This is a genomic window from Pararhizobium capsulatum DSM 1112 (assembly GCF_030814475.1).
GTDB lineage: Bacteria > Pseudomonadota > Alphaproteobacteria > Rhizobiales > Rhizobiaceae > Pararhizobium > Pararhizobium capsulatum.
Window position 1 is genome coordinate 3,566,712 of sequence record NZ_JAUSVF010000001.1, and the last position, 20,682, is coordinate 3,587,393.

19 protein-coding genes and 1 tRNA gene are annotated in these 20,682 nt (G+C 60.3%); 8 read left to right on the forward strand and 12 right to left on the reverse strand.

Features of this window, described 5'->3' with window-relative positions; genetic code table 11:
* Nucleotides 1-33 precede the first annotated feature (33 nt).
* On the reverse strand, nt 34-1,251 hold the full coding sequence (locus tag QO002_RS17220; RefSeq protein ID WP_307231859.1) for an ROK family transcriptional regulator: 1,218 nt from the start codon (nt 1,249-1,251) through the stop codon (nt 34-36).
* Between the two features lie 229 nt (nt 1,252-1,480).
* Between QO002_RS17220 and xylF the strand changes: the two genes are divergently transcribed.
* From xylF to QO002_RS17235, 3 genes are all read left to right on the forward strand, one after another.
* Nucleotides 1,481-2,518 carry a D-xylose ABC transporter substrate-binding protein gene (gene xylF / locus QO002_RS17225; RefSeq protein WP_307231861.1) on the forward strand — a complete coding sequence of 346 codons (1,038 nt, stop codon included), beginning with the start codon at nt 1,481-1,483 and terminating at the stop codon, nt 2,516-2,518.
* 163 nt (nt 2,519-2,681) lie between these two features.
* Nucleotides 2,682-3,995 carry a sugar ABC transporter permease gene (locus tag QO002_RS17230; RefSeq protein WP_307231863.1) on the forward strand — a complete coding sequence of 438 codons (1,314 nt, stop codon included), beginning with the start codon at nt 2,682-2,684 and terminating at the stop codon, nt 3,993-3,995.
* An 11-nt stretch (nt 3,996-4,006) separates the two neighbouring features.
* Nucleotides 4,007-4,792 carry an ATP-binding cassette domain-containing protein gene (locus tag QO002_RS17235; RefSeq protein ID WP_307231865.1) on the forward strand — a complete coding sequence of 262 codons (786 nt, stop codon included), beginning with the start codon at nt 4,007-4,009 and terminating at the stop codon, nt 4,790-4,792.
* A 126-nt stretch (nt 4,793-4,918) separates the two neighbouring features.
* Here QO002_RS17235 and QO002_RS17240 read toward each other — a convergent pair whose 3' ends face one another.
* Complete coding sequence (locus tag QO002_RS17240; RefSeq protein ID WP_307231868.1) at nt 4,919-5,326, reverse strand: DUF983 domain-containing protein; 408 nt, start codon at nt 5,324-5,326, stop codon at nt 4,919-4,921.
* A 52-nt stretch (nt 5,327-5,378) separates the two neighbouring features.
* Between QO002_RS17240 and QO002_RS17245 the strand changes: the two genes are divergently transcribed.
* Both QO002_RS17245 and QO002_RS17250 read left to right on the forward strand, forming a co-directional pair.
* The gene (locus QO002_RS17245; protein ID WP_307231870.1) at nt 5,379-5,807 is read left to right on the forward strand and encodes a hypothetical protein; all 429 of its coding nucleotides are present in this window, start codon (nt 5,379-5,381) and stop codon (nt 5,805-5,807) included.
* Between the two features lie 10 nt (nt 5,808-5,817).
* Nucleotides 5,818-7,062 (forward strand): flavin-containing monooxygenase, encoded by a 1,245-nt coding sequence (locus QO002_RS17250; protein WP_307231872.1) that lies wholly within the window; start codon nt 5,818-5,820, stop codon nt 7,060-7,062.
* Between the two features lie 378 nt (nt 7,063-7,440).
* Here the strand turns inward: QO002_RS17250 and QO002_RS17255 are convergent, their stop codons facing one another.
* The 8 genes from QO002_RS17255 to QO002_RS17290 form a co-directional block, all read right to left on the reverse strand.
* Nucleotides 7,441-7,986: a GNAT family N-acetyltransferase gene (locus tag QO002_RS17255; protein ID WP_307231874.1), complete on the reverse strand. Its 546-nt coding sequence runs from the start codon at nt 7,984-7,986 to the stop codon at nt 7,441-7,443.
* Nucleotides 7,987-8,239: 253 nt separating this feature from the next.
* Nucleotides 8,240-8,316, reverse strand: a tRNA-Arg gene (locus QO002_RS17260).
* A 239-nt stretch (nt 8,317-8,555) separates the two neighbouring features.
* Nucleotides 8,556-9,320: an ABC transporter ATP-binding protein gene (locus QO002_RS17265; RefSeq protein ID WP_307231876.1), complete on the reverse strand. Its 765-nt coding sequence runs from the start codon at nt 9,318-9,320 to the stop codon at nt 8,556-8,558.
* Nucleotides 9,317-10,150, reverse strand: coding sequence for an ABC transporter ATP-binding protein (locus QO002_RS17270; RefSeq protein ID WP_307231878.1), 834 nt, complete (start codon nt 10,148-10,150; stop codon nt 9,317-9,319). Before QO002_RS17270 ends, QO002_RS17265 begins: the two co-directional genes overlap by 4 nt.
* Entirely contained in the window at nt 10,147-11,082 is a 936-nt protein-coding gene (gene nikC, locus QO002_RS17275; RefSeq protein WP_307231880.1) for a nickel transporter permease, read from the reverse strand. The genes QO002_RS17270 and nikC overlap by 4 nt, the downstream gene beginning before the upstream one ends.
* Nucleotides 11,079-12,146, reverse strand: a complete 1,068-nt coding sequence (locus QO002_RS17280; RefSeq protein WP_307231883.1) for an ABC transporter permease — start codon at nt 12,144-12,146, stop codon at nt 11,079-11,081. Before QO002_RS17280 ends, nikC begins: the two co-directional genes overlap by 4 nt.
* Nucleotides 12,147-12,167: 21 nt before the next feature.
* A complete protein-coding gene (locus tag QO002_RS17285) occupies nt 12,168-13,805 on the reverse strand; it encodes an ABC transporter substrate-binding protein (RefSeq protein WP_370878555.1) in 1,638 nt (545 codons plus the stop codon).
* A gap of 58 nt (nt 13,806-13,863) precedes the next feature.
* Nucleotides 13,864-14,919 carry a dipeptidase gene (locus QO002_RS17290; protein WP_307231887.1) on the reverse strand — a complete coding sequence of 352 codons (1,056 nt, stop codon included), beginning with the start codon at nt 14,917-14,919 and terminating at the stop codon, nt 13,864-13,866.
* Nucleotides 14,920-15,260: 341 nt separating this feature from the next.
* On the opposite strand from QO002_RS17290, the gene QO002_RS17295 reads away from it, so the two are divergent.
* From QO002_RS17295 to QO002_RS17305, 3 genes are all read left to right on the forward strand, one after another.
* Nucleotides 15,261-16,490 carry an alpha/beta hydrolase gene (locus tag QO002_RS17295; RefSeq protein WP_370878556.1) on the forward strand — a complete coding sequence of 410 codons (1,230 nt, stop codon included), beginning with the start codon at nt 15,261-15,263 and terminating at the stop codon, nt 16,488-16,490.
* Between the two features lies 1 nt (nt 16,491).
* The gene (locus tag QO002_RS17300; protein ID WP_307231889.1) at nt 16,492-17,523 is read left to right on the forward strand and encodes an Lnb N-terminal periplasmic domain-containing protein; all 1,032 of its coding nucleotides are present in this window, start codon (nt 16,492-16,494) and stop codon (nt 17,521-17,523) included.
* Between the two features lie 248 nt (nt 17,524-17,771).
* On the forward strand, nt 17,772-18,785 hold the full coding sequence (locus QO002_RS17305) for a LacI family DNA-binding transcriptional regulator (RefSeq protein WP_307231891.1): 1,014 nt from the start codon (nt 17,772-17,774) through the stop codon (nt 18,783-18,785).
* 47 nt (nt 18,786-18,832) lie between these two features.
* Here the strand turns inward: QO002_RS17305 and QO002_RS17310 are convergent, their stop codons facing one another.
* Both QO002_RS17310 and QO002_RS17315 read right to left on the reverse strand, forming a co-directional pair.
* Nucleotides 18,833-19,885 (reverse strand): Gfo/Idh/MocA family protein, encoded by a 1,053-nt coding sequence (locus QO002_RS17310; protein ID WP_307231893.1) that lies wholly within the window; start codon nt 19,883-19,885, stop codon nt 18,833-18,835.
* Nucleotides 19,882-20,667: a ThuA domain-containing protein gene (locus QO002_RS17315; protein ID WP_307231895.1), complete on the reverse strand. Its 786-nt coding sequence runs from the start codon at nt 20,665-20,667 to the stop codon at nt 19,882-19,884. Before QO002_RS17315 ends, QO002_RS17310 begins: the two co-directional genes overlap by 4 nt.
* Between the last annotated feature and the right edge of the window lie 15 nt (nt 20,668-20,682).

Here is a 20,682-nt window from a genome sequence, read left to right on the forward strand (position 1 = left end):
AAGGGTCGGCCTCCGCCGGCCCTTTTCTTTTTCTCAGGTCGAAAGCTTCGCCGAGATGATGTCCTGATCTGCATCCGTCAGAGCCCGGTCGAGATGCCCCTCGAAAACCAGCCGCTGCTCATCGAAATTCACTGATATCTCCGGCATGCCCTGCAGCCGGACCTCATGCGATTGCGACAAGCCTTCCTCGATGCCGCGCTGCAGGAGATCGAAATAGCGGGTTCCCGGTCCGGTGATGTGGATCGGCATGCGCTCGTGAAAACTCATCAGCCGCGACAGACCGTTGCCCAGCGCCACGCCGGCCTGCCGGAAGGCATATTCGGCCATGCGGTTTCCTTGCCGGGCGCTCGTCGCGATCTTGTCCATTTCGACAAGCGGCACGAACTTCGCCGGGATTGTATCGGGTGGAACCTGGAAGGCGGAACGCAGAATTCCGTAAAATCCGGCCGAAGCCTCGATGCAGCCATAGGAGCCGCAGCGACAAAGGCCGCCTCCCGCGTTGTGCAGCATGTGACCGAAGTTCGGAGCAGTCGCTTCCAGCTCGCCCTGACTATTCTTGCGCGCGATGCCGAGCCCGACGCTGTGGCCGAGTGACAGAGCCGCCAGCGCCTGAAACTTGCTGTCCGGCCCCTTGTCCGCCTTCAGGGCGAGCGCCTGGGCAACGAGCAACGTCTCGTTGTTCAGCGATATCTTCGCCCGCCAGTCCTGCCGCAAAAGCGCGCCAAAATCGAGCTGGCGGCTTCCGAAAAGGGGCGACCAGAGCAGCGTCGGGCTTGCAGCGTTAACCGTGCCCTTGCTGCTGATCGAGATCGCCAGCACCGCATCCTTATTAAGCTGAGAACGTGCCGCCAGCCGCGAAAGCGCATCAGTCACTTCGGCCGGAAAAGCATCGGCGCCACCCGGACCGTGATTGCGCGCGTCCTCGAAGCGATCGATCAGCCGTCCGCTGTAATCGACCAGTGAATATTGAACCGTATCGGAGGAAATGCGCACGGCAATCAGGTAGCCACAGTCGCGCCGCTGCGAAAACAAAACACGCGGGCGCCCGCGCCCGCCATAGGCCCGCTGCTCGCTCTTTTCGAGAACCCCTGCCCGCTCCAGCTCGGCGGTGATAGCCGACACGGTTCCAGAGGCAAGCCCGGTGCGCGTCGCAAGCTCGGTATGGGAAGCGGCCCCACCTCGGCGAAGCGCCGAAAGAACAACGGCGCTGTTTTGCTGACGCACCAGTTCGGTGCTGGATTTCGTCAGCATTTCAGATCCTTATCCCCAATCTCCTGATGAAACACATGCCCTCCCAAGCATCTGTCTGCAAGCGTGTCCAGCATTTGGAATGCCTTGTTGACAGCTTCTGAAAACTCTGACATTTATTTTCTCGACTGTCGAGAAAAAACTCTTTCGGGTTTGCGACAGCACGTTGCGCTGACCGGGGGCCGGGCGGGAGGTTCGCTCGGACGGTTGGCATGTCACTTGGGAGGACTTAATGAAATCAGTTTTGAAGCTGATGGCAGGTGTTGCCATCATCACGTCCATGCACACGGCTGTCATGGCGAAGGACCTTATCGTTGGCGTATCCTGGTCGAACTTCCAGGAAGAGCGTTGGAAGACCGACGAAGCCGCCATCAAGGCAGCACTCGAAGCCTCCGGCGACAAGTACATTTCCGCTGACGCCCAGTCGTCCGCTGCCAAGCAGCTGACCGACGTCGAGTCGCTGATCTCGCAGGGCGCAAACGCCCTCATCGTTCTCGCTCAGGACTCGGACGCCATCGGCCCGGCCATCGAAAAGGCTGCTGCTGAAGGTATCCCGGTCGTCGGCTATGACCGCCTGATCGAAAACCCGGCTGCTTTCTATATCACCTTCGACAACAAGGAAGTTGGCCGCATGCAGGCCCGCGAAGTGTTCAAGGTGAAGCCGGAAGGCAACTACGTCTTCATCAAGGGATCGTCGTCCGACCCGAATGCTGACTTCCTCTTCGCAGGTCAGCAGGAAGTTCTGAAGGAAGCCATCGATAGCGGCAAGATCAAGAACGTCGGCGAAGCTTACACCGACGGCTGGAAGCCGGAAAATGCCCAGAAGAACATGGAACAGTTCCTGACGGCCAACGACAACAAGGTCGATGCCGTTGTTGCCTCGAACGACGGCACGGCCGGCGGCGCGGTTGCAGCACTCGACGCACAGGGCCTCGCGGGTTCGGTTCCGGTTTCGGGTCAGGACGCCGACAAGGCAGCCCTGAACCGCGTTGCTCTCGGCACGCAGACGGTTTCCGTCTGGAAGGATAGCCGCGAACTCGGCAAGCGCGCTGCTGAAATCGCAGCAACGCTCGCAAGCGGCAAGACCATGGATGACATCGAAGGTGTCACAACCTTCAACGGCGGCCCGAAGGGCGTCGAAATGAAGTCCGTGTTCCTGGCTCCGCTGCCGATCACCAAGGACAACCTGAACGTCGTCATCGACGCGGGCTGGATCTCCAAGGAAGAAGCATGCGCCGGCGTCAAGGGTGACGTCGCAGCCTGCAAGTAACAAACGGCATCCGCCATTTGACGGTTTGACCAAAAAGAACGCCGCAGCGGCCTCCGTTGCGGCGTTCTTCACGAGGTTAGGCCACGCATGCGGACAGTGATATTATCGACGTGACCGCGAAAGCGGTACAAAAGCAAGAACGAGTGGGGGGAATGGCAGGGCCATGGCCGACACGATACAAACCACACAACTCAATCGCGCCCGTAGCGCCACCGAACATCCGGTGAAGCGCTTTTTCCGCGCCACCGAGATCGATACCCGCCTGCTGGGAATGGTCGGCGCGCTGCTGATCATCTGGATCGGCTTCCAGGTCTTGACCGGCGGCCTGTTCCTGACGCCCCGTAACCTCTGGAACCTGACGGTTCAGACCTCGTCCGTCGCCATCATGGCGACCGGCATGGTGCTCGTCATCGTCACCCGCAACATCGATCTGTCCGTCGGCTCCGTGCTTGGCTTCTGCGGCATGATTATGGGGGTCCTTCAGGCGCAGATCCTGCCGCAATATCTCGGCATGGACTCAAGCCTCACCTGGATCGTCACGCTCGCCTGCGGCATCCTGATCGGCGCGGCCATCGGCGCGCTTCATGGATCGATCATCGCCTTCCTCAACGTGCCATCCTTCATCGTGACGCTCGGCGGCCTGCTCGTCTGGCGCGGTGCGACATGGTTTGTGACCTCCGGCCAGACGGTCGCCCCGATGAACCCGACCTTCCGTCTGATGGGCGGCGGCACCGAAGGCTCGATCGGCGCGACGGTCAGCTGGATCGTCGGCATCATCGCCTGCCTCGCCATCGTTGGCGCGATCATAAACTCCCGCAAGCAGCGCAAGCGCTTTGGTTTTCCGCGCCGCCCGATCTGGGCCGAATATTTCCTCTCCATCCTCAGCTGCGCACTGGTGCTTTTGGCTGTGTGGGTCGCCACGATCTACTATTGGCCGGTCAACATCGCCCGCAAATACGCCGAAGCGAATGCCATCGCCTGGCCTGAAGGCGGGCTGCAGATTTCCCACGGCATCGCCATTCCGGTGCTGATGGCGATTGCGGTCGGCATCGTCATGACGTTCGTCTCGACCCGCCTGCGCTTCGGCCGCTACGTCTTCGCGCTCGGCGGTAACCCGGAAGCGGCTGAACTCGCCGGTATCAAGACCCGCTGGGTCACCATCCGCATCTTCATGCTGATGGGCATCCTCTGCGCCGTCGCCGCTGCTATCTCCACTGCCCGCCTCAATGCAGCCACCAATGCCCAGGGTGAACTCGACGAACTCTATACCATCGCGGCAGCCGTCATCGGCGGCACCTCGCTTGCCGGCGGTGTGGGCACCATCGCTGGTGCCATGATCGGTGCGCTCGTCATGCAGTCGCTGCAATCAGGCATGGTGCTTCTCGGTATCGACAGTCCGCTGCAGCGCATCGTCGTCGGCATCGTGCTGGTGCTCGCCGTCTGGGCCGACACCGTCTACCGCACGCGCGCCAAGTAAGGAGTACGAATATGTCAGAACAACGCACTCCCCTCGTGGAAATGAAGAACATCTCCATTTCCTTCGGCGGCATCCACGCCGTCGACAACGCCTCGGTCGATCTTCACCCCGGTGAAGTGGTGGCCCTTCTCGGCCACAACGGCGCCGGCAAGTCGACGCTGATCAAAATCCTGTCAGGCGCGTACAAACGTGATGCCGGCGAAATCCTGATCAATGGCGAGCAAGCCGACATCAACAACCCGCGCGACGCCAAGAAATACGGCATCGAGACGATCTACCAGACGCTCGCCGTCGCCGATAACGTCGATGCCGCCGCCAACCTCTATCTCGGCCGCGAGTTGCGCACCCCCTGGGGCACGCTCGACGATGTCGCGATGGAGGCTAAGGCCCGCGAAGTCATGGGACGTCTCAACCCGAACTTCCAGCGCTTCAAGGAACCGGTGAAAGCACTATCTGGTGGCCAGCGGCAGTCGGTGGCGATCGCCCGTGCGATCCTGTTCGACGCCCGCATCCTGATCATGGACGAGCCGACGGCAGCGCTCGGCCCCCAGGAAACGGCACAGGTCGGTGAACTCATCAAGCAGCTGAAGCGCGAAGGCATCGGTATCTTCCTGATCAGCCACGACATCCACGACGTCTTCGACCTCGCGGACCGCGTCTCGGTCATGAAGAACGGCCAGGTTGTCGGCCACGCCCGCACCGAAGACGTGACCAAGGATGAGGTGCTGGGCATGATCATCCTCGGCAAGGTGCCGGAAAAGGCGATCCCGGGACCGGGCGCGATGCAGACGGCGTAAAGCCCTTAGCCCCGCCCGAACATCAAAAGCGCCGCGCTCCAGAAGGACGCGGCGCTTTTATATTTTGCAGCCAAGATCAAATCCGGTTTAGCGATCTTCACATCCGCCGCTGAAACCTATGGCGAATTACTTGAGACCCTTGGCTGCATTCTGATGCCATTCCCGGTCGATGCTTCCCTCTTCAGCCTTATGGAAAAACTGGGAGCACACCAGCCAACCCTTCAGTGGTCGCAGTAGCGCCACGCACGCAAGAAGTGTCAACGGCAAAGTAGTCAGCACGTGCACCCACAGCGCCGGTTCATAAGCAAGCTGAAGCCAGAGCGCGAACAACAGCGCCGGCACCGCGACGATCGTCATCGCAAAGAACGCCGGCCCATCCGCCGGATCGGCGAAGGAATAATCGAGCCCGCAGATTTCACACCGCGGCGCAAGCTTCAGCACCCCCTCGAACAGATGACCCGTCTGGCAGCGGGGACATAAGCCCCTGATCCCCGTCAGGGCCGGGTTGGTGGTCGGGCTATAGCTCTCTTCCATGTTTGCCTCCTGGGGCATCCGTATCTTCAAGCCTGGGAAATGAGAGGTTGCTGTGCGCAATACCATTGGCCGGATTGTCGCAGGAGACCTGCAATCGACCAAAGACGGAGAAAAAGGAAAATTTCTGCAGTCATATCAATCTGATAACGAACATATATCTTGCCCGCGACGGAACAGCGCACTATCTGGACTCTTCGCTTTGAAAGCGAACCACCCGCCCAGGCGGATGAATAAGAAGGCGATGTCAGGCCCCTTAGTTCCCGCCGGCCAGCGCTATAGCATCGGCACCCGCGGGAAGACGCAGTCGATCCGAGACATCGTTGCCGCCTGCCATATCGCCTCCCCCACGCCGGTTTCTTTCGTCACCAGCGCCGACGTTACGGAGGCCTCGGGCTGCGATTTTGTCATGTGTGAGAGCAAAACCGTACCGCAAAGCGGACCGTTTACTGATTTCACAAAGTACAATAGGCTGACAATATGAGGGGAACGCAATGGCGAGCGGAACGGACATTCTTGATGCCGTCGTCATCGGCGCCGGTTGGGCCGGGCTGGGCGTCAGTCACGCGCTGACGCAACGCGGCTTGCGCCATAAAGTGGTGGAGCGAGCCCGCATCGGCGAAACCTGGCGGACCCAGCGCTGGGACAGCTTTCGGATAAACACACCCAACAGCCAAACTGTCATGCCCGGGGATAGCTATTTCGGCCCCGATCCCGACGGCGCCATGACGAGCGACGAGTTTGTTGCGCTCCTGGAGGACTACGCCGACCGACATGACCTCCCCGTTGAAACCGGCGCCCCGGTGACGGACCTTGTCGCGAGTGATGGCCTGTACCGGGTGACCCTGCCGCGCGGCCCCCTGTGGGCGAGAAATGTGGTGATCGCCAGCAGCAACCAGAATTGCCCGGCGCGCCCGCCTTTCTCCGCTTTATTGCCGGCCAATATCCAACAGATCGATGCATCGGCCTATCGCAACGCATCTGCTCTCGACAGTGGAGCCGTGCTGGTCGTCGGTAGTGCCCAGTCGGGCGGCCAAATCGCCGAGGACCTGGTCCAGGCAGGGCGAACGGTGTTTCTTTCAACAGGGCAGGTCGGCCGACTGCCCCGAATGTATCGGGGTACGCACATCAGCGTCTGGATGGTTCTGACCGGACTGATCGATGTGACACGCAGGGAAATGCTTCAACAGGGGCCGATCCCTGGAAGGGCGCTGACAGGCGCGCTTCACACGATCAGCCTGCAGTCCCTCAGCGCGCAAGGCGTTGTCCTACTCGGCCGGCTCACCGGCATCGACGACGGTCACCTATCATTCAGCGAGGATGCGGAAGCCCATGTTCGCCATGCGGACGAGGGTTCCGCAAGACTTCGAAGCCAGATCGACGCATATATCGCGCGCAACGGCATCGATGCCCCGGAGGCTGAGCCGGACCCGGCGGAGGTAGTGCCGGCGGTTCTGCCAAATCCACCCGTCCTATCCCTTGATCTCGCTGCGCAGGGAATCACGACGGTAATCTGGTGCACGGGATTCAAGGGGGATTTCGAGTGGGCGCGCGTTCCCGATGTGCTCGATGCACAAGGCCAGCCCTCACATGAGGGCGGCTTCGCGAGTGTCCCCGGCGTGTATTTCGCCGGTCTGCCTTTCGCGATCTCGCGACGGTCGGGCACCATATTGGCAATCGCGGAGGAAGCAGCCCTTTTGGTCGAAGACATCCAGCGTCGGCTGGACACCAGCCTCTGATGTTCCGGTTCAATGATGGCGGCCTTAAGCGAATACCATCCGACCGGCGGCTTCCTCCTCTCGCGAAATTCAAGCCGTTCAGATGAATGGCTGCTGAGGGTCAGTCGCGGGACTCTACGCCCAGTTTTGTCCCGAAATGGCGGAAAATGGGTGGCGCTCCGGACGAGATGAAACCGGGAACTGTTATGTGATTGTTTCGGCTCCTGAGCCCCACGTGCCGAAGCTAGAGCATGTCGCGCAAAAGTGTGCAGCGGTTTTGCGGTAACGACATGCGCAAAAACAAAGAGCTAAAGCATGGGAGCGAATCTGAAAGGTCGCGACGCGCTTTAGCCCTGGCGTGAACGGCCGTCGAACTTCTCAGAGCGGGCGTCCTGCCCGTTACGTCCGCTTGTAGACGCACCACAAGGGCGTTGCATCGAGGCTGCCTTCTCCCCTGAGTTCGAACCCGTTATTGTAGTAGAATTGGAGGCTGACCGGATTGGAGGTCTCCAGATAGACGCCGTGTGATTTTGGATCTGCGTGAGCACACGCGCAAAAGGTGTCGAGCATAACCTTTCCTGCGCCCTTGCCCTGAACGGACGGGTGTACGCCGATCACGCCGAGATAATAGTGGTCCTCGCTCGGCTGATGAGCCTCGCAGATTTTCTCGTAGGCCGCGAGGCGCCCGGTAAATCCGGGCATTTCGGCTTCGAACTGGCGCCATTCCCTGGCGAGCGCCGCTGGCCAGACCGGACGTGACGTGTCGTACCCCATCACAGCGCCCAGCACACTGTCGGCTTGCTGCAGCACATATGCGGGCATCCCGAGCGCAATCCTGGCCCTGAGCAAAAGAGAGAAGAATTCCATCGCGCCAGCGCGGACGCCATTTGGGTTTTCGCGAAAGAGATACAACATCAAGGAGTCTTGGTCGAAAGCTTCGCCCACGGCGGAAACCGCTCCACCAATGTCCCCGGGCCGTGCACGTCTGACTTCGAACATAACAATGCAACGAGTGGTGAATTCGACGATACGGTACCACTAATCCGAATATCCCGGCAACAGTTCGAATGTCTGAGACGTACGCCCAAGAGGACATCGATTATTGGAGCTTCGCTCCTGGCGTCAGAGAAGGCTGATTCCGTTCGCGACCATATACCGCCGGCAGGGGACAAAGCGATTTGGAATATATACTGCAATTTGGTGCACCCGGCGCGATTCGAACGCGCGACCTTTGGAATCGGAATCCAACACTCTATCCAGCTGAGCTACGGGTGCATCCGCGGCGTTTCCGCCGAAGCAGGCTGTGCCCGGTTCATAGCCCAGGATGAACGCCGCTTCAATGGCCAATGCACCGGAGCAACAAGGAAAATCAGCGCAAACGGCTGGGATGGCGATTTGAGCGTCCGCAGTAACCTGGATAAGCCATAACGGCCTCCATTCCAGCCTTTTACCCTCATCTCGCGCTTGAATGCCACCCTGCCCCGTTGAGCCAATCGGAAAACCGTCGCCGCGGCTTAAATGACCGCGGCTTCCTTGCGCACGAAGCCCTTGCTCGCCACCATCAGGTTTTGCGTATAGGGCTCGGTGATGCGGCCCGCCACAAGATCCGGCGCAGTCAGGCGTTCGACGACCCGGCCGTTTTTCATCACCGCCAGACGCTCGCACATATGGGTGACGACGCCGAGGTCGTGGCTGACCATGATGAAGGTGAGCTTGCGGTCGCGGCGGATCTGTTCGAGCAGGTTCAGCACCTCTGCCTGCACGGACGCATCGAGCGCCGAGGTCGGCTCGTCGAGCAGCAGGATCGAGGGCTCGACGATCAGGGCTCGGGCAATCGCGATGCGCTGACGCTGGCCGCCGGACAACTGGTGGGCGTAGCGAAAGCGGAAGCTCGGGCCGAGACCAACCTCATCCAGCGCCCGGACAATGCGATTTTCCGCATCCGGAACGCCGTGGATGGCGAGCGGTTCCTGCAACAGGCGGTCGATCGTCTGGCGTGGATGCAGGGAGCCGTAGGGGTCCTGGAAGACCATCTGGACCTGACGGTAGAACGCTTTGTCGCGTTTACGGCGCGGCAGCGACTTTCCGTCGATGCCGATCTGACCATCTGTGACCGGCGCAAGGCCGGCAATGGCGCGCAGGAGAGTCGATTTACCCGAGCCGGATTCGCCGACGAGGCCGTAGGATTCGCCCGGCTCGACGTTGATCGAAACCTCGTTCAGCGCCAGAAAATCCTCGTAGGTGACGGTGAGGTTTTCGACCGAGATCGCTGAGGTCATAACGCCCACTCCGGTTTGCGGTCGAGCACCGGAAGAGGATGCCGGGTTGAGCCGATGGTCGGCATGCAGTTGAGCAGGCCTTGCGTATAGGGATGTTTTGCGTTGGCGAGATCGCCCGCGGCCAGCTCCTCGACGATACGGCCAGCATACATGACGATCACTCGGTCGCAGAAGGAAGATACGAGCCGAAGATCATGGGAGATGAAGATCAGCCCCATGCCTCGCTCGGCCACCAGCTTGTCGAGAACCGACAGCACTTCGAGCTGCACGGTCACGTCGAGTGCCGAGGTCGGTTCGTCGGCAATCAGCATCTCGGGGCCGGCAACCAGCATCATGGCGATCATCGCGCGCTGGCCCATACCGCCTGAAACCTCGTGTGGATGCAGGTCGAAGACGCGGGCCGCGTCGCGGATCTGCACGGCTTCCAGCATGGCAATAGCCCGGTCGCGGGCCTCGCGCTTGCCGATGTTTTCATGGGTGCGCAGGGTCTCGACGATCTGGCGGCCGATACTCATGACAGGGTTCAGCGAGTATTTCGGATCCTGCAGGATCATGGCGATGCGATTGCCACGCAGAGCCCGCTTCTGGCGAGGGGATGCGGAGACGAGATCTATGCCGTCGAAATTCAGAGTCTTTGCCGAAATTTTGGCGTGGGCCGGGGTAAGCCCCATGATTGCCCTGCCCGTCTGCGACTTGCCGGAACCGCTCTCGCCGACAATGCCAAGCCGCTCGCGACCAAGCGTGAAGGAAACGCCGCGCACGGCCTCGACCGTGCCGGTGCGCGTCGGGAAGGAAACCTTGAGATTATCGACCGTCAGAAGGGCGCTCATTGACCGCTCTCCCGCGGGTCGAGCGCATCGCGCAGGCCATCGCCGAGAAGGTTGAAGCCGAGACTGACAATCAGGATGGCAATGCCCGGCATGGTCGCGACCCACCACTGGTCGAGGATGAAGCGGCGGCCGGATGCGATCATCGCGCCCCATTCGGGCAGCGGCGGTTGGGCACCAAGGCCAAGGAAGCTCAGACCGGCGGCCGTAAGGATAATGCCGGCCATATCGAGCGTGACGCGCACGATGAGCGAGGACATGCACATCGGCATGACATGGCGCAACACAATGCGGAAGGGCGAAGCGCCCATAAGCCGGACGGCGGCAATATAGTCGGAGTTACGCACCGTCAGCGTCTCGGCACGGGCGATGCGGGCATAGGGCGGCCAGGAGGTGATGGCGATGGCGAGGATGGCGTTTTCGATGCCGGGTCCCAACGCCGCAACAAAGGCGAGTGCCAGTACGAGCTTCGGAAAGGCAAGGAAGATATCGGTGATGCGCATCAAAACCGCATCAACCCAGCCGCCGACATAGCCGGAGACCGTGCCGACAAGCAGCCCGACCGGGGCTGCGATAACAGCGACCAGCACGATGACAAACAATGTCAGGCGCGAGCCATGCAGCAGGCGCGAGAGGATATCCCTGCCCTGATCGTCGGTGCCGAGCAGATAGCCTTGCGCCCCCGGCGGCAGCAGACGGGCGCCGGCCAGATTGCCGATGACCGGATCATGGGGTGACAACACATCGGCAAAGATCGCGATCAACACGAGGGCAACGATGATCAGAAGGCCGAGAACGGCGAGACGGTTCGACGAGAAGCGCAGCCAGGTCATGTAGGCCCGGCCGAGGCGGGCCTGCGCGCGCGATTGCGGCCGGTCGGACAGTAGCCATTCGCGGCGACTTGCAGGGCGTTGGGGGGACGGGGCGATGCTCATCGTACGCGCGTCCTTGGGTCAAGCGTCCGGTAGAGAAGATCGGACAGGATGTTGATGGCAATGAACACCGAACCGATGATAATCGTGCCGCCAAGCACGGCGTTCATATCGGCGTTCTGCAGCGAATTGGTGATGTAGAGACCGAGTCCCGGCCAGGAGAAGACGGTTTCGATCAAAACCGAGCCTTCGAGAAGCCCGGCATAGGAAAGCGCAATCACGGTCACCAGCGGCACCGCGGCGTTGCGCAGTGCGTGTCCCCAGATGATGCGGGTTTCCGAGAGACCTTTGGCACGGGCGGCGACGATATATTCCTGCGACAGCTCGTTCAGCATGAAGCTGCGCGTCATGCGGCTGATATAGGCGAGCGAGAAATAACCCAGCAAACCAGCAGGCAGGATGATGTGGCGAAAAACATCGACGAACACGTCCCATTGCCCCTGCCAGAGAGAATCGAGCAGGTAGAAGCCGGTTACCGGCGTAAAACTGTATTCGTAGACGATGTCAATGCGACCGGGAAATGCGATCCATTGCAGCTTGGCGTAGAAGAACAGCAGGGCCAGCAGTGCCAGCCAGAAGATCGGCACGGAATAGCCGATGAGACCGACGACGCGCACGACCTGGTCAGCAATGCTGCCACGCTTGACGGCGGCAAGCACGCCGAGCGGCACACCAACGAGACTACCGATCAGGGTGCCCACCGTGGCAAGCTCTATCGTGGCCGGGAAGACGCGGCGGATATCGGCCATGACCGGATTAGTCGTCAGCACCGAGGTGCCGAAATTGCCGGTCAGCGCATCACGGATATAATAAAAGAACTGCACATAGAGCGGCCTGTTGAGCCCCATTTCCTCGCGCACGCGCTCCACCACATGGGCGGGCGCCCGGTCGCCGAGAACGGCCAGCACCGGATCGATGGGGATGACACGGCCAATGAAGAAGGTCACGGCGAGAAGGCCGAGATAGGTGGTGACCATCACCACGAGAAACCGTGCGATGGTCGAAGCCCAACCTTTGGCACGGGCGCGTTTGCGCCCGGCCAGTTGCGATGTTTCGGGAATGCTCAACGGACTACCCTTGAAGGCCGATTACTTGCTGATCGGACCGACATAGTTGGTGTCGAAGCTCGGACCCAGCTTGAAGTCCTTGAGCTTGGCGCTGTAGCCGGCCACTTCCGTCTGCTGGAAGATGATCACGAACGGACCCTTTTCCAGAACAGCCTTCTGCAGCGACTTGTACATATCGGCGCGCTTGGCGCTGTCCTTTTCGAGGAGAGCAGCCTTGGATTCGTCCGAAAGCTCCTTCGGAACATCCCAGGCATTGCGCCAGGCGAGCGTCTTGTTCTTGCCTTCGTCCGAATTGTCGGGGTTGATCGTGAAGGTTTCCGAGTTCGAATTCGGATCGAAGTAATCCTGGCCCCACTGACCGATATACATGTCGTGGGTGCGGGCGCGGTATTTGGTCAGCGTCTGCTTACCGTCACCGGGGATGATTTCGAGCTTCACGCCGGCCTGACCGAGCGTCTGCTGGAAGGATTCGGCAATACCGGTGACCGGCTGGGTGTTGCGCACGTCCATGGTGACGGTGAAGCCGTCGGCGAGACCGGCCTTGGCCAAGAGTTCCTTCGCCTTGGCAACGTCGAACTTGTAGGGATTTTCATCAAGCTCGCCGAGAACGCCCTTCGGCAGGAAGGTCTGGTGAATATCGCCGATGCCCTTGATCAGGGTCGAGCCGATGGCATCATAGTCAACCAGATATTTGAAGGCTTCCACGACCTCAGGCTTGGCCAGGTTCTCGTTCTTCTGGTTGAGGCTGATGTAATAGACCGTCCCCTTCGGCGCTGCCGTGGTTGCAAGATCCGCGTTCTTGGAGATGGCCTCGAGATCGCCCGGCTCCAGGTTGCGCGCGATATCGATATCGCCGGCTTCCAGCGCCAGACGCTGACCGGAGCTTTCCTTCATGTGACGATAGATGACGCGGGTGAGCGGCGCCTTGGTGCCGTGATAGTTGTCGTTACGCTCCAGCACGACGACTTCGTTGGCGCGCCATTCACGCATCTTGAAAGCACCGGAGCCGGCATAGCCAGTCTTCAGCCAGGCGTTGCCGAAATCATTGTCGTACTTGTATTCGTCAGACGGGGTAACGGCGGCAACGTGCTCAAGGACAAGCTTCTTGTCGACGACTGAGGCAACCGTTGCCGTCAGGCAGTTCAGGACAAAGCTCGGCGCATAGGGCTTGTCGACCGTGAAGACGAAGGTGCCTTCGTCAGCAGCCTTTGCCTTTTCTGTAACATTGTCGCCGGAGAGGCCAAACTGGGTGAGGATGAAAGCCGGGCTCTTGTCGAGCTTGACAGCACGCTCGAAGGAAAAGGCGACGTCGTCAGCGGTGATCGGGTTGCCGGAGGCGAACTTCAGGCCCTGCTTCAGCTTGAAGGTATAGGTCAGGCCGTCGTCGGAAACGGTCCAGCTGTCGGCGAGATCGCCAACGATCTTGGACGTGTCGTTGAGGTCGAGGCGCACCAGCAGATCGTAGGTGTTGCTGGTGACTTCAGCCGTCGAAAGCTCGAAAGCTTCGCCCGGATCCATGGTGATGATGTCGTCGATAGCGAAGCCCTCAACCAGCGTATCGGCCGGAGTGACGGCAAAGGCCGGAGCGGCTGCCAGAAGTGCGAGCGACATGGCGGCACCCGTTGTCAGCATGCGCATGTGACGGCTGAAAATCTGCATCTGCATTTTCGTTCCCTCTTGTTTAAGTCTTTGATGACTCTTGATTTAGTCTCTTGGATCAGGCGGCTTCGTGCCAGGCCTGACCCAAAACGCGCAGCCAGTTTTCCCGGCATATTTTTATGAGTTCCTGTTCACCATATCCGGCAGCGGAAAGAGCGGCAATCAGACTCTGGTTGCCGGCGGCATCAGCGATCTCTTCCGGAATGGTTGCACCGTCGAAGTCCGATCCAAGTGCCACGCAATCGATGCCGATGCGCTCGACGAGATAATCGACATGACGCACCATATCGGACAGCGGCGTCCTGGCATTCTCCTGCCCATCCGGCCGCAGCATGGTCGTCGCGTAGTTGAGACCAACCAGCCCCTTGCTCTCGCGGATCGCGTCTAGCTGCTTGTCCGTCAGGTTGCGGGCGACGGGCGTCAGGGCGTGAGCGTTGGAATGGCTGGCAATCAGCGGCTGGTCAGATGTCCTGGCGACATCCCAGAAGCCTTTTTCCGTGATATGAGCGAGATCGATGAGGATGCCGAGACGATTGCATTCCTTGACGAGAGCAAAACCGGCATCGGTCAGGCCCGGCGCTGTATCCGGGTCCATCGGATAGGCAAAGGGCACGCCATGCCCAAAGATGTTGTGGCGGCTCCAGACCGGGCCAAGCGACCGCAGGCCAGCCGCGTAAAAGGTTTCGAGCGCGGCAAGATCCGCACCGATTGCCTCGCAGCCTTCCATGTGCATGACGGCGGCGAAGATGCCGTCAGTCATCGCCTTGCGGATATCTGAGGTTGAGCGGCAAAGCCTCCAGGCCCCTGCCCTGTCGAGACGCAGTGCGATAGCGGCAAATTCAAGCGCAATATCGAGCGACGGCTGGCGTTCAAGCGGCTCCGAGAGCGGCGTTACGTAACGGCCATTTTCATCCGGTGTCTTCAACACCACGCCGTCGGAGGGAATGTAGATGGCGCAGAGACCGCCGGCGAGGCCGCCCTTGCGAGCGCGGGGACCATCGATATGCCCACTGTCGATCCCATCGACGAATTCCGAAACCGGATCAGCACCCTTGGCCGCATTGGCCCAAAGCCGCAGCAGCACGTCGTTATGGCCGTCGAAAACCGCCTGCATGAAAGAGAATTCCTCGCATTATCAACATATTGAGCAGAAACAGAGCTGCCATTCGCATCTGCGAACTGACGGATGCTAGACAATCCTTTCAAGTATGACAATTGCGCAAATTCGTTTTTATACAGATGGTCAACAACGTCCTTGTCGCCGCGGTATCCGGCTGCCGTCATCCCGGCGTCACAATGGTGTCCTCGGCGCAACGCAATCAAAAATAGCGTTGGCAATAGTAACAAAGGTTAAAATTCAAGTTGCATGGCGGGCGAATTTGACAATGCTGCAGCGAGTGTTGCGAGGGGTTGCGTATTATGTTCGTCTGGTCATCGATATGCGAAGCCAAAGGCATGCGGCTTGCTGCGCAAATGATCTTTCTTGCGACGGCACTATCGCTGACGGGCTGCGCCAGCCGCGCTGTCGGCGTACTCGTTCCCTCCGGCACGGCAAGCGACGCGACCAAGGTTGACCTCCTGGTTGCCACAACGCGCGCGCCCTCTGCCGACCCGGGCGTGCTCTTCGGCGGCGAACGGGCAGATCATGTGACGGCAGCAGAGATCGTCGTTTCCATACCGCCCGAGAAGAACCGGAAAGTTGGCCAGGTGCAATGGCCGAAAAAACTTCCGGCCGATCCGGAGCATGACTTTTCGACGGTCAGCGTCAAACCCCTGGCCGACTTCGCCGACGCGCGGTACTGGCTGAAGGAGAGAATGCCGAAAAGCCGGCGCGTGCTGGTTTTTGTCCACGGCTTCAACAACCGCTACGAAGATGCTGTCTATCGCTACGCGCAGATCGTTCACGATTCCAAGACCGACGTTGCGCCAGTGATCTTCACCTGGCCCTCGCGCGCCAGCGTCTTCGACTACAACTACGACAAGGAAAGCACCAACTACTCGCGCGATGCGCTGGAACGTTTGCTGAGAAACGCTGCCGATGATCCTTCAGTTGGTGAAATCACCGTGATGGCCCACTCCATGGGCTCCTGGCTGACAATCGAGGCACTGCGCCAGATGGCAATCCGCGATGGCCGCGTGAAGCCGAAGATCAAGGACGTCATCCTGGCATCGCCGGATCTGGACGTCGATGTCTTCAAGACTCAGTGGTTGGCCATGGGGCCTGACAAGCCCAAATTCACGATTTTCGTGTCACGCGACGATCGTGCGCTGGCGCTTTCGCGCCGGATCTCCGGCAATGTCGATCGTGTGGGCCAGATCGATCCCTCGCAGGAGCCTTATCGCTCGGCGCTTGAAAGATCGGGCATCACCGTTATCGACCTGACAGCGGTCAAGAGCGGAGACAAGCTCAATCACGGCAAGTTCGCGGAAAGCCCGGAAGTGGTGCGGCTTCTGGGCGACCGGCTGATCGAGGGCCAGACGGTTACCGATTCCAATATCGGCTTCGGCGACAGGCTTGGCGCGGTGGCCCTCGGCACCGCGCAGACCGTCGGAAGCGCCGCCAGCCTCGCCGTCAGCGCCCCCATCCTGATCTTCGATCCGAACACGCGGCAAAACTACAAGGGCCAGATCGACCGGCTGAACACCAGCGCCGGCAACACGCTGACCACTGCTGTAGGGGAGTAAGATGTCTGGAGGGACACGATCGACCTTCCGTCGGCTGATCAGCGCCGGAACATGGATTGTGTTGTTCGCACTCGTCGCGGCAACCAGCGTCTGGGGTGGCTTCGCTCTTTCCTATCGCTTCCCCGGCGGGCGGGGTGCAGGCACGACAGCAGCCGCCGTTTGGGCGCTGGCATCACTGGCCGTGCTGGCCCTCATTTGCTTGCGGCGACGGCGCATTCCGTCCCTGTTCGTCTATGGACTGCTATTTGTTGCCTTGCTGGTCTGGTGGAACACGGTCAAGCCCAGCAACACGCGCGATTGGGCCGACGAAGTCGGCCAAATGACCACCGGAACAGTTGTCGGGAACCGCGTAGACCTGCACAACGTCCGCAACTTTCACTGGCGCACCGAGGCCGACTACGATGTCGCATGGGAAGATCGCAGCTACCAGCTGGACCAGGTCGTTTCGGTCGATCTCCTGCTATCCTACTGGTCAAGCCCCGCGATTGCCCACACGCTCATTTCCTTCGGATTCTCGGATGGCCGATTCGTGACCTATTCCGTCGAGATCCGAAAAGAGCGCGGCGAGGCCTTCTCCGAGATCGGCGGATTCTTCAAGCAATTCGAAACCAGCGTGATCGCCGCAGATGAGCGCGATATCGTTCTCCTGCGAACCAATATCCGCAAGGAAGACGTTTACCTCTATCGCATCAACATGCCGGCTGCCGCTATCCGCTCGCTGTTTCTCGCCTATGTTGAAAAAACCAACGAGCTGGCAGCCGAGCCCAGTTTCTACAATACCGTGACGGCCAATTGCACAACGATTGTCTACCAGATGGTGGCGCGCATCGTGGATGGCCTGCCAATCGACTACCGGCTGCTCTTCTCCGGCTATCTGCCCGATTATATTGCCACTGTTGGAGGCTTTACGCCGGGCTTTGATCTCACCCAGCTCAGGGCCGGCGGCGCGATCAGCAGACGCGGCCAGGAAGCTGGCGATACGCCGGAGTTCTCGAAGGCAATCCGCGTCGGCGTGCCCGGCATCGGCGGCTAGCGCTTCATTGTTAAATGGAACCATTCTGCCGGAAGGAATTTCGGCCAGGACCAAGGACGCTGGCGAAGAGCGCAGCCGAAGTTGCGGTCGAGACGGCGGCCGACGGGTTGGCTCAAACCGGCCGTCCACTTTGTCGGCCGGCTTGAGCCAACAGAATTGCTTCCATTTAACAATGAAACGCTCTACCCGCAATTTCATTCCAGTCGCCACGATTTTACGATAAGCTTCCCTGAAAAGGGAATTTATGCATGAACCTCAAGGAGTTCGCCAGCAGGCTGGAACTGTCGCAAACCACGGTGAGTCGGGCTCTTTCCGGTTATCCCGAGGTCAAGCAGTCAACCCGCGAAAAGGTGCTGCGCGCGGCTCTTGAACTCGGCTATCGCCCCAATACCAGCGCACTCGGACTTGCGACGGGTCGCGTTGGAGCAATCGGCATTGTGCTGAAGGGTGGTGGCGAATTCGGCCCGCATACGAGCGAATTCATGGGCGGTCTCGGCAACCGGCTGCAGAAGGAAGAGATCGACATTCTCGTCTCGACGGTCGACTCCACCGAAGCCGAGCTTACCGCCTATCGGCGGCTTGCCGCGAGCAAACGTGTCGATGCCGTTGTTCTTCATTCGCCCTATATCGACGATCCGCGTGTAGAACTCCTGACAAGCCTGCGCCTGCCCTTCATCGTCCATGGCCGTCCGCAGGCAGAAGGTGCCTTTGGCTGGCTGGACATCGACAATTTCGGCGCCGTGCATCAGGCGACCCGGCATCTGCTCGACCTCGGCCACCGTCGCATCGCGTTTCTCAACGGCTATCGCGGCCGCATCTTTGCCGAACATCGCCAGGACGGCTACCAGACGGCGCTCACAGACTACGGCCTCCCACTCGACCCCGCCCTCGCCGGCAACGGCGAATTCACGGATGAAATGGGTTTCCGGTTGATGCAGGGCTTCTTGAAACTTCCGGACCGGCCGACAGCGGTCGTTGCAGGCTCGATGATGTCGGCGCTGGGCGCGATGCGGGCCATCCGGATTGAGGGACTAAAGGTCGGCGAAGATATCTCGCTCATCGCCCATGACGACGTGTTTCCCTATATCAGCCCGGAAAACCTCGTTCCGACGCTTTCGACGACGCGCTCGTCCATCCGTGCCGCAGGCGCCCGGATCGCGGAAATGCTGCTCGAACTCCTGCAGGGCAAGCCGGCCGAAAGCCTCCGGGAAGTCTGGCCTGTAGAACTGGTCGTTCGCAGATCGACGGCCGCCGCACCCTGAAGGTAAGGCGGCCGCGGATTTTCAATCGCCTTGTCAGACGGACAACGTCATACGGACAGCTCGCGCCGTTCCTTTTCCGTAAGGATCGCCAGATCGAGCACTTTTTGCAGCTCCGCGGCATGGCGGAAGCCCGGCTCCTCGGTCTTTCCAGCTCGAACAGCATCGATGAAGCGCTGGTAGTTGGTCAGCACGGTCCCCGCGTCGACATCCTTCCAGACACCCTTCTCGATATCCGCGCCCAGGCAAGCCCGCAGCGTCGAACCATCAGGTGTATGGATGACCTCGATCGCCCCCTTGTCTCCATGCATTCGCAGGCGCAGCTCGTTCAGATGGCCGACGGCCCAACGACTCGCGTGGATGACGCCCATGGCGCCATTGGCAAATTCTGCCGTCATGGTGAAGCTGTCATTGGCATCGAGATCATATTCGCCGATCTTGTTGCCCGGCGCCTTGTCAAAGGTCTTCAGTCGAGCAAAGACATGCTCGACATCGCTGCCTGCGCCATAACCGGCAAAATCAAGGATATGGATGCCGACATCGCCGAGCACGCCGTTCGAACCGTGCTTGGTGGAGAGACGCCAGAGCCATTGGGACTCAGTCGACCAGTCGCCCCAGGCCTTGGACACCAGCCAGCTCTGCAGGTAGGAAGCCTCGATATGACGAACCTTGCCGATCTGCCCGGCAAGCACCATCTGCCGGGCCTTCTGCACCTCCGCGACGTTGCGGTACGTCAGGTTGACCATGGTGACGAGGCCGGATGCCTCAGCCGCGCGAGCCATCTCGTCGGCCTTGGCATAGTCTTCCGCAAGCGGCTTTTCGCACAGCACATGCTTTCCGGCGGCAACCAGCTTCAGCGTTGTCGGGTGATGGATCTTGTCCGGCGTGACGTTGGTCACCGCATCGAACTCGCCCCAGGCAATCGCCTCATCAAGCGAGGTGAAGCGATTTTCGATCTTGTGGCGAGCGGCAAAGGCCTCGACACGGGCGATGTCGACATCGACGGCGGCGACAAGCTCGACGCCCTCGATCATCGAAAAATTCATCGCATGGGTGTTGGCCATGCCGCCGGTGCCGAGAATAAGAAGGCGAACGGTTTTCACTTGTAGCCCTCCTCACCGTCCTGATGCAGGCGCGGCCCGCGCTCGATGATCGGTTCCAGCGCCTTTTCGACCGGGACATTCGGCGCGTCATGAATGGCGGTGTAGGTTCCCTGCGGGTTATAGGCCCACTTCACCGAGTTGCGCAGCACTGTGTGCACATTGGCATCATGATAGGTCGGGTAAGTTTCGTGGCCTGGGCGGAAATAGAAGATATTGCCGGCACCGCGGCGCCAGGTCAGGCCCGAGCGGAACACTTCACCGCCCGCAAACCACGAGATGAACACGGTTTCCAGCGGCTCCGGAACTGAGAACTGCTCGCCGTACATTTCCTCGTTCTCGAGCACGAAGTTCTCATCCAGCCCGGCCGCGATCGGATGGCGCGGGTTGATGACCCACAGGCGCTCGCGCTCGCCAGCCTCGCGCCACTTCAGCGCGCAAGGGGTGCCCATCAGCCGCTTGAACGGCTTGGAAAAATGGCCGGAATGCAGCACGATCAGGCCCATGCCCTCCCAGACGCGCTTGGCGACGCGCTCGACGACTTCGTCGCTGACGGCGCCATGATCCTTGTGGCCCCACCAGAGCAGAACATCGGTTTCAGCCAGCCGCTCGACCGTCAGGCCATGCTCCGGCTCCTGCAATGTCGCCGTCGTCGCCTCGATTGCGGGATCCGAATTGAGCGCCGCCGCAATCGTGTTGTGCATCCCATTCGGATAGATGCCGCGCACGATCGCATTCGTCTGCTCGTGGATATTTTCCCCCCAGACGACCGCCTTGATAGTCATGTGTCTTCCTTCCTC